This window comes from Lactiplantibacillus plajomi, from assembly GCF_005405405.1.
In the GTDB taxonomy this organism is placed as follows: Bacteria; Bacillota; Bacilli; order Lactobacillales; family Lactobacillaceae; genus Lactiplantibacillus; species Lactiplantibacillus plajomi.
Map to the genome: position 1 here is coordinate 1 of NZ_BJDZ01000022.1, position 13,341 is coordinate 13,341.

Sequence of the window (13,341 nt, forward strand, 5' to 3'; positions counted from 1 at the left end):
TGGTCGACTAGATTGTAGCACAGGACGGTATGTCCTTTTGTTGTGCATAAAAAATGGTGTTGATGGTTTTTATCCATCAACACCAAATATCATAGAGCCAAATAATCGTTAATTACGACTAACTATCGTAATTAACGATTATTTTTTCGTTCCAGTTTAGCTTTCATTTCAAAATATTTTGACATTTACACAATCTTTACAAAACGCATATTAAGCATTTACACAAACTTTGTATTATTGGAAATGAGCAATGGGTAGGAGGTATTTTGTTATGAAAAAAAGTCGGATCATCCAACTGTTAGGGTTGGTGCTAGTTGCCAGTTTGGTAGGTTTCGGGTATACGAACCGTGACCAGGCAAACGCCGGCGAGTCACTGACCGCAGTTGGTTCCACCGCTTTACAGCCGTTAGTAGAAGCTGCGGGTGAACAGTTTAGTTCCACGCGGACGAGTACTTTTATTAACGTTCAGGGTGGTGGGTCGGGTACCGGCCTTAGTCAAATTCAAGCCGGTGCGGTTGCCATCGGTAATTCGGATATTTTTGCCGAGGAACAACCCGGAATCGATGCGAGTAAACTTAAGGATCACCGGGTCGCCGTTGTCGGCATTGCACCAATTGTAAATAAACAAGCCGGGGTCAAAAATTTAACCCAGGCCCAATTAATTAAGATATTTACGGGTCAAGTTACGAATTGGAAGCAGGTGGGTGGTCGCGACCTCGCGATTACACTAATTAACCGCGCTCAAGGTTCGGGTACCCGGAAAACGTTTGAACGGTACGCGTTAAAGGGACACCAGAGTGCCGATTCGCAAGAGCAGGATTCTTCCGGCTTGGCACGTTCGATTGTGGCTACGACACCCGGTGCGATTAGCTATACGGCCTTTTCGTACATCGACAAGTCGGTGCAGGTCGTGCGGGTAGACGGCGTCAAACCAACGGAAGCCAACGTTCGGGATAACCGGTGGTACATTTGGTCTTACGAACACCTGTATACGGATAAACAACCAAGTCAGTTAACGGAAGATTTTATTAATTACATTTTATCAACCGCTGTTCAGGAAAAGTTAGTTAAACAGTTAGGTTATATTTCGGTCCATGATATGCAAGTTCAGCGGAGTGCGACCGGTAAAGTTTCGACAGTGAAATGAGGGGGAGCGCATGGATAAAATTCGAGAAAGCTTATTAAAAAAGTCAATTGCCAGCAAAATCGAGCGGCGCGGAAAAATTATTAGTTTGATTTGTTTAGCGTTAATCGTTAGCGTTGTCTTTTTGATTTTTTACTTTGTGGCATCACGGGGGCTCGCAACCTTCTTCAAAAACCACATTAATTTATGGCAGTTTTTAAGTGGCACACAGTGGAATCCGGGGACGATGGGTACGAACGGCCAGCCAGCAGTTGGCGCGTTGCCGATGATTGTCGGCTCGTTCTTAATTACGATTCTTTCAGCCTTGATTGCAACGCCATTTGCAATTGGGACCGCGGTCTTTATGACCGAGATCTCGCCGCGACGGGGAGCCAAAATTTTACGGCCGGTTACGGAATTACTAGTCGGTATCCCGTCAGTTGTTTACGGTTTTATTGGGCTACAAGTGGTTGTCCCATTTGTACGTAATACCTTTGGTGGGAGTGGTTACGGGATTTTATCCGGGACCTTCGTGCTATTTGTTATGATTTTACCAACCGTAACGTCGATGAGTGCCGATGCGTTAAACGCAGTCCCGCGTTATTACCGGGAAGCGTCGTTAGCGCTAGGTGCGACCCGCTGGCAAACAATTTATAAAGTGGTCTTACGGGCAGCCATTCCAGGAATGCTGACGGCCATCGTCTTCGGCATGGCCCGGGCTTTTGGGGAAGCCTTGGCGGTCCAAATGGTCATTGGGAACGCGACGTTATTACCACATAACTTGGTTTCACCAGCGTCAACCTTAACCAGTATTTTAACGATGGGAATCGGGAACACCGTCATGGGTTCGTTGCAAAATAACGCCCTCTGGTCATTAGCGATGATTCTGTTGTTGATGTCCTTAGTCTTCAACTTGGCCATCCGTTACATTGGACGAAAGGGGAAACTGAACCATGAACGCTAAACGAATCGATAAAATTGCAACCGGCGTCTTGTACGGTGTGGCCGCGCTAGTGGTTATCATTCTGGTTGCCTTACTTGGCTTTATTCTGATTGAAGGGGTGCCTAAGATTTCGTGGCACTTCTTAACGTCACCCGCCTTAGCTTTTGAAGCGGGTGGTGGGATTGGTATCCAACTCTTCAATTCCTTCTACTTACTATTTTTGGCGCTCCTGATTTCTTTACCGATTTCACTGGGTGCCGGGATCTATTTGAATGAGTACGCTCCGCAAAATACGGTCACCGGTTTAATCCGAACAACGATTGAAATTTTGAGTTCTTTGCCTTCCGTTGTCGTGGGGTTATTCGGGTACCTGTTCTTCGTGGTGCAATTCAAGTTAGGTTTCTCGATTCTTTCAGGGTCGTTTGCCTTAACGGTTTTCAATTTACCAATTTTAACTCGGAGTATCGAAGAAGCTTTAGCTAATATTTCGAACGACCAGCGTGAAGCGGGCTACGCGCTTGGCTTATCGCGCTGGGAAACGGTCACAAAAATTGTGGTACCGGCCGCGTTACCAAGTATTATTACCGGGGTCGTTTTAAGTGCCGGCCGAATTTTTGGGGAAGCCGCCGCCTTGATTTACACGGCGGGGCAAAGTGCGCCCGCTCTGGATTTCTCAGACTGGAATCCCTTCAACATTAGCAGCCCACTGAGTCCGTTACGACCAGCCGAAACGTTGGCGGTCCATATTTGGAAGATTAACTCGGAAGGAATCATGCCCGATGCCAAGGCGGTTTCGGCTGGTTCATCAGCGGTGCTGATCATTGCCGTCTTACTATTCAACTTCCTAGCACGTTGGCTGGGCAAGCGACTCTACAAACATTTAACCGCTGAGTAAAGGAGGCCTTTTTGATGGCAGAAAATTCAATGACAACGGATCAACGCAATATCATGAAATTCGATCCGAAAGACCATGAAATTGCGCTTTCCACTGAAGATTTACACGTTTTTTACGGCAAGTCCGAAGCAATTTCCGAAGGCGATTTACAATTTGAACGCTACAAAATCAGTGCGCTGATTGGCCCGTCAGGTTCGGGTAAGTCGACCTACTTACGGTCACTTAACCGAATGAATGACCGGATTGCAACGGTTAAGGGTAAGATTATGTACCGCGGACTCGATATTAATAGTAATGATATCGACGTCTACGAAATGCGTCGGCACATCGGCATGGTGTTTCAACGGCCGAATCCGTTTGCCAAGTCGATTTATGAAAACATTGCTTTTGCACTCCGTCAGCGCGGGATGACTAAGAAGCAGGACTTAGACGAAGTGGTGGAACGCTCGTTGCGCCAAGCCGCGATGTGGGACCAGGTCAAGGACGATTTGAATAAGAGCGCGTTGGCATTATCCGGTGGGCAACAACAACGGTTGTGTATCGCCCGCGCGATTGCGATTAAGCCCGACATCTTATTGTTAGATGAACCGGCTAGTGCGCTGGATCCCGTTTCAACTAGTCAAATTGAAGATACGTTATTGGAACTAAAGCAAAATTACACCATTATTATCGTGACCCATAACATGCAACAGGCCTCCCGAATTAGTGATTACACCGCGTTCTTTAATCTGGGAAAGGTTCTGGAATACGCGGAAACCGGGGATATCTTTACGAATCCTAAGGTCGATTTAACGAACGACTACATTTCCGGGAACTTTGGTTAGGAGGATCGTTCATGAGCACAATTTTAAAAACTGAAAACTTGAACCTATTTTATGGTAAAAAGGAAGCCTTAAAAAATATCAACATCGACTTCCAAGAAAAGGGAATCACCGCGTTGATTGGCCCGTCCGGTTGCGGTAAGTCGACGTTCTTGCGCTGCTTGAACCGGATGAACGACCTGATTCCGGGCGTGACGATTACCGGGAACGTTCAGTTCAATAATACGAATATTTACGCGCCGACGACCGATACGGTGCAGTTGCGTAAAGAAATCGGGATGGTATTCCAACAACCGAACCCGTTCCCGTTTTCGATTTACGAAAACGTGGTATACGGCCTCCGTCTTGCGGGAGTTCGTGATAAGGAGACCCTCGACGCGGCGGTAGAGAAAAGCTTGAAACAAGCTGCTATTTGGGACGAAGTCAAGGACCGCTTGCACGTTAACGCCTTAGCATTATCCGGTGGGCAGCAACAACGGGTCTGCATCGCTCGGGTTTTGGCCGTTGAACCGGATATTATCTTGTTGGACGAAGCCACCAGTGCCCTCGACCCCGTTTCTAGTCACATGATTGAAATGACGCTATTGAATTTACGTCACGATTACACTATCATTACTGTTACGCATAACATGCAACAGGCTTCACGGATTTCTGACCGGACCGCGTTTTTCTTAAATGGAGAACTGATCGAGGTAAATGATACCAAGCAGATTTTCATGAACCCGGTTAAGCAGGAAACCAATGACTATATTTCAGGACGATTTGGTTAGGAGGAAAACCCATGCGACGATTATTTGATGATGAGTTAAGTGATATCGATGCAAATTTCACTGAGATGGGCATGATGGTAAGTGAAACCATCGAAAAGGCGGTCAAAGCATTCATTGATCATGACCGTGAATTGGCGCAGTCCATTGTTGAAAATGATATTAAAATCAATCAACGGGAAGTTGAGTTGGAGCAAAAGTCGTTTGAAATGATTGCGCTATACCAGCCAGTTACTTCTGATTTACGGGAAATCGTGACGATTTTAAAGGCGGTTTCAGAATTAGAACGGATGGCGGACTACGCGCGCAACATCGCGCACGCAACGATTCGCGTAAAGGGACACGTCCGGGTTCCCGAAATTGAAGCGGAGCTTTCTGAAATGGGGAACCGCGTCCGTTCAATGGTCGAAGAGATGTTATCAGCTTACGTTAAAAGTGATGACCAGGCGGCCCGGAAAGTGGCGGCGCGCGATGCCAAGGTTGGCGAAATGTATGATAGCATTAACGCCAAGGGAATCTCCAAGATGGAACGACACCCCGAAACGGTTAGTGGTTCGACTGATTATTTAAAGGTCGCCGACTATTTACAACGGATCGGGGCCCTGGTGACCAACATTGGTGAATGGATCGTTTACCTGAACACTGGGAAAATTATTGAATTAAATCCCGAAAGTTCGACATTACTTTAGTTAATCATAAATAATATCTTAAGCCGGTTCATCTAGTTTGCAACCGGCTTTTAGTATTAGTAAGATATAGTTAGACTATGGATGTTATGAGGTGTCTAATTATGAAATCAAATACTAAACGAAAATTAACAAAATCGAATAACCGAGTTTTTGCTGGCGTGCTCGGCGGGATTGCGGAATACTTAAATTGGAATGCCAACGTTTTACGGGTGCTGTTTTTGGTTCTGATGATTCCGTCACACGGGTTGGCTGTTTTGATTTATTTGCTGTTAATGACGATTATGCCTAGTAAACCTGGCAACGCCGGCTTTTTTGAGCAAGTTCGAAATGCAAGTCAGGATGGCGAGTCGCCGCGGCGGTCACGTTCGAGCGGACGAAAAGAAATTCATAACGTCCGTGAAGAAGACGAACCGCGGCACCACGAGTAACGGGGTGATGACTGAGTGGGTTTTTGGAAACGAATTATAATCAATACCATTTTATTTGTGGCGATTGCGGGCTTTTTTCAGTCGAGTTTCCACGTGGCTAACGTTTGGATCGCGTTGTTAGCGAGTTTTGTCCTCGCAATTTTAAACGCGGCCATTAAACCGTTTTTAGTCTTACTATCACTACCAATTACGTTAATTACGCTCGGACTGTTCAGTATCGTCATCAACGGGTTCATGTTACAGATGACGTCGTACGTTGTGGGACGGGCTAACTTTGGCTTTTCCAGCTTTGGAATGGCGGTACTCGTCTCGGTATTAATGTCACTGGCAAACGTTATCGTCTCGAATTTTTTCGCAAACAGTGGAGCTAATGGTGAATAAAGCGCTTTAAAGTGCTAAGATTAGAAGATAGGAATGTTCCGTTTTCAGTCAGTGTGGCGGCTTGAATGGGTGGTGTCAACATCACTGGACAATGCCGACGCACTTTTTTTATTACTGAACGGGCTAGGAGGGATTATTTTGGCAGAAAGTGTAACCGTTGCCGACTTGGTGAAAAACACGCGCCTGGATGTTTACCACGGCGCCGAGTTATTAGCTGATAAGGTGATTACGACTAGTGATATTTCACGGCCGGGCTTAGCCTTGACCGGTTATTTTAACTATTACCCGCGCGAACGGGTTCAATTATTGGGTAAAACTGAAACCGCTTATTCGAAGAACATGACGCATGATGAACGGTTAATGATTTTTAGAAAAATGTGTCAATTAACGACCCCGGCGTTTGTGGTTTCGACCGGGTTGCCGGTGCCAGCCGAACTGGTGACGGCTGGTCAGGAAAACGGCGTGCCAATTTTGGGCACTAAGATGACTTCATCACGTATTTTAAGTAATATGACCAACTATTTGGAAGGTAAACTGGCGGAGCGGCAATCGGTACACGGCGTCTTGGTCGATATTTATGGTTTAGGGGTCCTGATTACCGGTGACTCTGGCGTTGGGAAGAGTGAAACGGCGTTGGAACTAGTTAAACGTGGCCACCGGCTGATCGCGGATGATCGCGTCGACGTTTACCAGCAGGACGAACAGACGCTTGTTGGGGAAGCGCCGAAGATTTTGAGCCACCTACTTGAGATTCGCGGTATCGGGATTATCGATGTCATGAACCTGTTTGGCGCCGGCGCAGTTCGGCAAGATACCGACATTGACCTGATTGTCCATTTGGAGAGTTGGACGCCCGATAAGCAATTTGATAGACTAGGAAATGGAGAACAATCACGGCGTTTCTTTGACGTAGAAGTTCCGGAAATTTCCGTGCCGGTTAAAACCGGGCGAAACTTAGCGATTATTATCGAAGCCGCAGCAATGAACTTCCGTGCTGAAAGTATGGGGTACGATGCGACCAAGGTCTTTGATGATAATTTGAACTCACTAATTAAAGAAAACTCCGCGCAGGATTCCCACAAGTAATCAGGTAATAAGGAGATGGCAACAGCGTGAAGACCGTTTTAGGGGCACTAAACCCAATCGCACTTAAGTTGGGACCGATTCAAGTTCACTGGTACGGAGTGATTATTGCGAGTGCCGTTGTAATTGCGGTGGCGCTTGCAGTTCAGGAAGGCCAGCGACGCGGTATCCGGCCCGACGATATTTATGACATGATTTTATGGGCCCTACCGTTTACGCTGATCGCCGCTCGGCTATATTACGTCGCGTTCCAGTGGCCTTACTATGCAGCTAATCCCGGCGAAATTATCCGCATTTGGGATGGCGGAATTGCGATTTACGGCGGCTTGATTGGTGCGGCAATCGTCATTATTCTATTTTGTCGTTCCCGTTTCGTTCCGGTTTGGTTAATGTTAGACGTGGCGGCGCCGACCGTCATTATGGCACAAGGAATTGGCCGCTGGGGTAATTTCATGAATCAGGAAGCGTTCGGACGGGTAACGAGTTTGAGTTTCTTGCAAGGGTTACGCTTGCCCGACTGGCTAATTCAACAGATGCACATTAATGGTGCTTATCGCCAGCCAACGTTTTTATACGAGTCCGTTTGGGACATCTTAGGATTCGTTCTCTTAATGGTGACTCGTCACCGTGGCTATTACAAGCAGGGTGACGTATTTTTAACGTACGTTGCTTGGTATTCGTTTGGCCGTTTCTTTGTTGAAGGGATGCGAACGGATTCGTTAATGCTGTTTAATACGATTCGGATTTCGCAGGCACTTTCAGTTGTCTTGTTCTTTGGAAGCATTGGCTTGATGATTTGGCGTCGGCGCCACCTGGCCAACAATCGTTGGTACTTAGATGGTTCCGGCCAAAAAATTGAAACAGAAAACTAGTAGATTAGAGGGTTATTTGAATGACAGAAAAAATTGCGGTTTTAGGTGCGGGTTCTTGGGGTAGCGTGTTAGCTAACTTGTTGGACGAAAATGGTCACAACGTTCGACTATGGTCCAACAACCCTGCTCAAGTTGCGGAATTAAACGACCAACACACGAATCAGCATTACGTTCCTGACTTTCATTATTCAGAATCACTCACGGCCTACACCGATTTAGCAGCCGCGTTAGATGGCGTGGCAGCGATTTTATTCGTTGTCCCGACGAAGGCCATCCGCAGCGTTGCGCAACAAGTTGCGGCGGTCTTAGCGGAGACGAAAAAGCAACCGATTATTATTCACGCAAGTAAGGGGCTGGAAGTGAAGACGCATAAGCGGCTATCACAAGTTTTGAGTGAAGAAATTCCGGCCGACTTGCGCAAGGCCATCGTTGTCTTATCCGGTCCGAGTCACGCCGAAGAAGTGGCTAAGCGGGACATTACGTTGATTACCGCGGCTAGCGCGGATCAGCAAGCCGCTCAATTTGTGCAACAATTATTCATGAACGACTACTTCCGGATTTACACGAACAACGACGTCATCGGGGTTGAACTCGGCGCGGCGTTGAAAAACATTATTGCTTTGGGTGCTGGTGCGTTACACGGCTTGGGCTACGGGGACGATGCCAAGGCCGCGTTGATGACCCGTGGATTGGCTGAAATCAGTCGTCTGGGCGTTGCACTGGGGGCCGAACCGTTAACGTTTATCGGTTTGTCCGGGGTTGGTGATTTAATCGTTACGGCAACGAGTGTGCATTCCCGTAACTGGCGGGCCGGCAATGAATTAGGGTCTGGTCAGAATCTACAAACGGTCATTGATACCATGGGAATGGTCATCGAAGGTATTCCGTCGACCCAGGCCGCTTACGAGTTAGCACAGCAACAAAATATCGAAATGCCGATTACTGAAGCCATTTATGATGTATTATATAAAGGTGCCGACATTAAGCAGGTCATTCCACAATTGATGCGGCGCGAAGGTAAGCCTGAACTTCAGTAGTTTGGGACTTGATTTCACTATTTAGGAGGATTATCACATGTCAAAAGTTAGAAAAGCCGTTATTCCAGCGGCTGGTTTAGGGACTCGCTTCTTACCAGCTACGAAAGCAATGCCTAAGGAAATGTTACCGATCGTCGACAAGCCAACGATTCAATTTATCGTTGACGAAGCGCGTAAGTCCGGTATTGAAGACATCGTTATCGTGACTGGGAAGAGTAAGCGGAGTATTGAAGATTACTACGACTCCAACCCTGAACTCGAAGATAACTTGCGGGCTAAGCACAAGGAAGAAATGTTGAAGCTGGTTCAAGAAACCACCGACATCAACTTGTACTTCATCCGTCAGTCGCACCCACGGGGCCTCGGGGACGCCGTTTTAACGGCAAAGGCCTTCGTTGGTGACGAACCGTTCGTTGTCATGTTAGGTGATGACTTGATGGAGGACAAAGTACCGTTAACGAAACAATTAATGAATAGCTATGATAAGACGCACGCGTCAACCTTAGCCGTTATGAAGGTTCCTCACGAGGAAGTTTCCAAGTACGGGGTGATTAATCCCGAAAGCGAAAAGGAACCCGGCCTGTACAACGTGAACAACTTCGTTGAAAAGCCGAGTCCGGAAGACGCTCCGAGTGACCTCGCCATCATCGGTCGTTACTTATTAACCCCAGAAATTTTTGATGTGCTAGAACACCAAAAACCAGGTAAGGGTAACGAAGTCCAGTTAACGGATGCCATTGATACTTTGAACAAGACGCAACGGGTCTTTGCCCACGAATTTAAGGGAACCCGCCACGACGTTGGTTATAAGTTTGGTTATCTGAAGACAACCATTGAATATGGATTGACGCATCCGGACGTTAAGGATGATTTGCGGGCTTACTTAAAAGACTTGGGTGCCAAGTTAACTAAGGAAGACAGCGCGGCTAAACCAGCTAAAAAATCAACTAAATAAGTTTTGAGTGGGGGCCTGCCCGGGAATCTTGGTGGGCTCCCACTTTCTAACAGTGGGCTAACTCAAAAATTCAGATTCCATTGTGTACAAACAAGATAGTCGACAAATGTAATTTTTGGGGGTATATTAAGCCACATAGTATTTGAGTGAAAGGGGTCTTTATAAATGGCAAAGAGTTACGACGTGATTATTATCGGTGCGGGGCCCGCTGGGATGACCGCTGCGTTATACGCGTCCCGCGCTAATTTATCAGTACTACTGTTAGATCGCGGAATCTATGGTGGTCAGATGAATAATACCGCCGCAATTGAAAATTATCCGGGCTTCAAATCCGTCTTGGGTCCGGACCTCGCTAAGGATATGTACGATTCGGCCACCCAATTTGGTGCGGAATACGCCTATGGTAGCGTTGAATCGGTTACGGATAACGGTGACGTTAAGGTCGTTAAGACTGACAGTGAGACGTTTGAAGCGAAAGCCATCATCATTGGGACCGGCTCTGAGTACCGTAAATTAGGGGTGCCCGGTGAAGATACTTACGGTGGCCGGGGTGTGTCGTACTGTGCCGTCTGCGACGGGGCGTTCTTTAAGAACAAACACGTTGTTGTTATCGGTGGCGGGGACTCAGCCATTGAAGAAGGTACTTACCTGACCCAGTTAGTTGATAAGGTCACGGTTATTCACCGGCGCGATCAGTTACGGGCGCAACAAATTTTACAGGATCGCGCGTTCGCCAATCCTAAGATGGAATTTGTTTGGAATAGTAACGTGACGGAGATCGTTGGTGACGATAAAAAGGTTACCGGTGTTAAGGTCAACAATAACAAGACCGGTGAAGATAGTGAAATCGCCGTTGACGGGGTCTTCATTTACGTTGGTATCAACCCGATTACCGAACCGTTTGGTAACTTGGGCATTACCGATGAAAATGGTTGGATCTTAACGGACGACCACATGGCTACCAAGGTACCTGGTATTTTTGCCGTTGGTGACGTGCGTAAGAAGGATCTCCGCCAAGTGGCCACTGCCGTTGGTGAAGGTGGGACGGCCGGTCAAGGCGTCTATAACTACATTACGGCTTTAAACGATAAGGTTAAAAACTAAATTGACTTGTTTGTCGCTTACTTGGCTTCCTGTGGGGTGCCAAGTAAGCGACTTTTTTAGTAAAATAAGTTTATTTATTTTACTAAGTAAATTAATTCAAAGTGGTTCAAAGCGTTCGTTTAGCAGGTTATAATTAAAAAATGGCGCTGAGGTAAAATTTCTTAGCGAATTTTACTTTGTCTGATTCTACAATAAGGTATACTATCTTTGTAAGCACTAACATTATCAGAAACGGGGATGGTTTTTTTGAGTTGGCAGGATACTTTTAACACCTGGAATGAGCAACCGACACTTGAAACGAGTTTGAAACAAGAATTAACCACGATGGCTAGCGATAACGCGGCCTTGGAAGACGCTTTTTATCAACCAATGGAATTTGGGACCGCTGGGATGCGCGGTGTGTTAGGCCCCGGCATCAACCGGATGAATATCTATACGGTTCGGCAAGCTACCGAAGGGTTGGCCCGGTTCATGGATACGTTACCAGAAGCGGTCAAACAACGCGGGGTTGCGATTAGCTTTGATTCACGGCACCATTCGAAAGATTTCGCCCACGAATCTGCCCGGGTATTAGGCGCTCACGGCATTAAGTCGTTCGTCTTTGAAAGCTTACGGCCAACGCCAGAACTTTCCTTTACGGTCCGGCATTTACATACCTACGCCGGCATTATGATTACTGCTAGTCATAACCCGAAGCAGTATAACGGCTACAAGATTTACGGTGAAGATGGTGGTCAGATGCCACCAAAGGAATCAGATTTAATTACGTCGTATATTCGGAAGGCCGATGATTTGTTTGCGATTGACGTGGCGGATGAAACCCAACTATTAGCTGACCATGTTGAGACGATTATTGGTGATGACGTTGACCAAGCCTACCTAGCTAAGGTTAAGGAAGTCACGATTAACCAGAAGTTAGTTGACGAAGTCGGTAAGGACATGAAGTTAGTCTTCACGCCACTACACGGGACTGGTCGGATGCTGGGTGAAAAAGCCCTTAAAAACGCTGGCTTTAAAAACTTCAGCGTGGTTAAAGAACAGGCCGTGGCCGATCCGGAATTTTCAACCGTTAAATTTCCAAATCCGGAATTTCCGGAAGCCTTTAAGATGGCGATTGACCTTGGTAAAAAGGAAGACGCGGACGTGTTGATTGCGGTTGATCCGGATGCTGACCGGTTGGGTACCGCCGTGCGGCAACCAGATGGCGAATACGTCTTACTGACTGGGAATCAAATTGCGGCGGTCCTGCTACACTATATTTTACAAGCTAACAAGGATGCCGGAACGTTACCAGCTAACGCAGCGGCCGTGAAGTCGATTGTGTCGAGTGAATTTGCCACGAAGGTCGCCGATTCATTCGGGGTTGAAATGATCAACGTGTTGACCGGATTTAAGTACATTGCGGAACAAATCGAACACTTTGAAGCAACCGGTGAGCATACCTACATGTTCGGGTTTGAAGAAAGTTATGGTTACCTGATCAAGCCGTTCGTTCACGATAAGGACGCTATTCAAACGACCGTGTTATTAGCCGAAGTTGCGGCCTACTATAAACAACAAGGTAAGAACCTCTATAACGGTTTACAGGACTTGTTCGCTAAATACGGCTATTTCCGTGAAAAGACCACTTCTGAAGAATTCGACGGGGTTGGTGGCAGTGATAAAATTGCGGCCTTAATGACTAAGTTCCGCGAAGAAGCACCGCGGGCCTTTGCCGGCTACGACGTTGTGTCCACCGAAGACTTTGACAGTCAGGTCGAAAGTTTTGCGGACGGTACTACCAAGCCAATCACCTTACCAAAAGCTAACGTATTGAAGTACAAGTTAGCTGACGGGACTTGGATTGCCATTCGACCTTCCGGGACCGAACCTAAGATCAAGTTTTACGTTGGGACACTGGGGACTAGTTTGGATGAAGCTAACCAGAAATTGGACCAGTTCGAAGACGCGCTACAAACCTTTATTAACGAGTAATGAGTAAGGCGAGGCCGTGACTTTAGTCACGGCCTCTTTCCTACGATTAGTTAAGCCCGAATCGTGGCAACTTTCCGCCTTGCCGGTTGGTTCTAAAGCGGCTAAATACGTGTAAACTAGATAGTATCTCCCAATGATGAAAATTGGAGCTATTAACGTAAGACTGCTAAACAAAATTATAAAGTATGAACCTTTTTGAACCGTGAGTACGTGGTAGGGGTCATCATATAATTGGCTGGTTTTCACTATGGCTAAATGACATTTGATCG

The 13,341-nt window shown here is 46.7% G+C and carries 14 protein-coding genes; all 14 read left to right on the plus strand.

The features are described 5' to 3' along the window. Nucleotides 1–271: 271 nt before the first annotated feature. The 14 genes from FFM82_RS09450 to FFM82_RS09515 all read left to right on the plus strand — a co-directional run bounded on the left by FFM82_RS09450 (nt 272) and on the right by FFM82_RS09515 (nt 13,072). Nucleotides 272–1,147 (plus strand): phosphate ABC transporter substrate-binding protein PstS family protein, encoded by an 876-nt coding sequence (locus FFM82_RS09450; RefSeq protein ID WP_137645590.1) that lies wholly within the window; start codon nt 272–274, stop codon nt 1,145–1,147. Between the two features lie 10 nt (nt 1,148–1,157). Beyond that, a complete protein-coding gene (gene pstC / locus FFM82_RS09455) occupies nt 1,158–2,087 on the plus strand; it encodes a phosphate ABC transporter permease subunit PstC (protein ID WP_137645591.1) in 930 nt (309 codons plus the stop codon). Then, nucleotides 2,077–2,961 (plus strand): phosphate ABC transporter permease PstA, encoded by an 885-nt coding sequence (pstA, locus tag FFM82_RS09460; protein WP_137645592.1) that lies wholly within the window; start codon nt 2,077–2,079, stop codon nt 2,959–2,961. Before pstC ends, pstA begins: the two co-directional genes overlap by 11 nt. Before the next feature lie 14 nt (nt 2,962–2,975). Further along, nucleotides 2,976–3,785, plus strand: a complete 810-nt coding sequence (pstB, locus tag FFM82_RS09465) for a phosphate ABC transporter ATP-binding protein PstB (RefSeq protein WP_137645593.1) — start codon at nt 2,976–2,978, stop codon at nt 3,783–3,785. An 11-nt stretch (nt 3,786–3,796) separates the two neighbouring features. After that, nucleotides 3,797–4,552 (plus strand): phosphate ABC transporter ATP-binding protein PstB, encoded by a 756-nt coding sequence (gene pstB, locus FFM82_RS09470; protein ID WP_137645594.1) that lies wholly within the window; start codon nt 3,797–3,799, stop codon nt 4,550–4,552. A gap of 11 nt (nt 4,553–4,563) precedes the next feature. Then, nucleotides 4,564–5,238 carry a phosphate signaling complex protein PhoU gene (phoU, locus tag FFM82_RS09475; RefSeq protein WP_137645595.1) on the plus strand — a complete coding sequence of 225 codons (675 nt, stop codon included), beginning with the start codon at nt 4,564–4,566 and terminating at the stop codon, nt 5,236–5,238. Between the two features lie 101 nt (nt 5,239–5,339). Beyond that, nucleotides 5,340–5,666, plus strand: coding sequence for a PspC domain-containing protein (locus tag FFM82_RS09480; RefSeq protein ID WP_137645596.1), 327 nt, complete (start codon nt 5,340–5,342; stop codon nt 5,664–5,666). 15 nt (nt 5,667–5,681) lie between these two features. Next, complete coding sequence (locus FFM82_RS09485; RefSeq protein WP_137645597.1) at nt 5,682–6,047, plus strand: phage holin family protein; 366 nt, start codon at nt 5,682–5,684, stop codon at nt 6,045–6,047. 138 nt (nt 6,048–6,185) lie between these two features. Further along, on the plus strand, nt 6,186–7,133 hold the full coding sequence (gene hprK / locus FFM82_RS09490; RefSeq protein ID WP_137645598.1) for an HPr(Ser) kinase/phosphatase: 948 nt from the start codon (nt 6,186–6,188) through the stop codon (nt 7,131–7,133). 26 nt (nt 7,134–7,159) lie between these two features. After that, a complete protein-coding gene (gene lgt, locus FFM82_RS09495) occupies nt 7,160–8,002 on the plus strand; it encodes a prolipoprotein diacylglyceryl transferase (protein WP_137645599.1) in 843 nt (280 codons plus the stop codon). A gap of 20 nt (nt 8,003–8,022) precedes the next feature. Further along, on the plus strand, nt 8,023–9,039 hold the full coding sequence (locus FFM82_RS09500; protein ID WP_137645600.1) for an NAD(P)H-dependent glycerol-3-phosphate dehydrogenase: 1,017 nt from the start codon (nt 8,023–8,025) through the stop codon (nt 9,037–9,039). 37 nt (nt 9,040–9,076) lie between these two features. Beyond that, nucleotides 9,077–9,994 carry a UTP--glucose-1-phosphate uridylyltransferase GalU gene (gene galU / locus FFM82_RS09505; RefSeq protein ID WP_137645601.1) on the plus strand — a complete coding sequence of 306 codons (918 nt, stop codon included), beginning with the start codon at nt 9,077–9,079 and terminating at the stop codon, nt 9,992–9,994. Nucleotides 9,995–10,159: 165 nt separating this feature from the next. Beyond that, nucleotides 10,160–11,098, plus strand: a complete 939-nt coding sequence (gene trxB / locus FFM82_RS09510) for a thioredoxin-disulfide reductase (protein ID WP_137645602.1) — start codon at nt 10,160–10,162, stop codon at nt 11,096–11,098. A 246-nt stretch (nt 11,099–11,344) separates the two neighbouring features. Continuing rightward, on the plus strand, nt 11,345–13,072 hold the full coding sequence (locus FFM82_RS09515; protein ID WP_137645603.1) for a phospho-sugar mutase: 1,728 nt from the start codon (nt 11,345–11,347) through the stop codon (nt 13,070–13,072). The last annotated feature ends 269 nt before the right edge of the window (nt 13,073–13,341 follow it).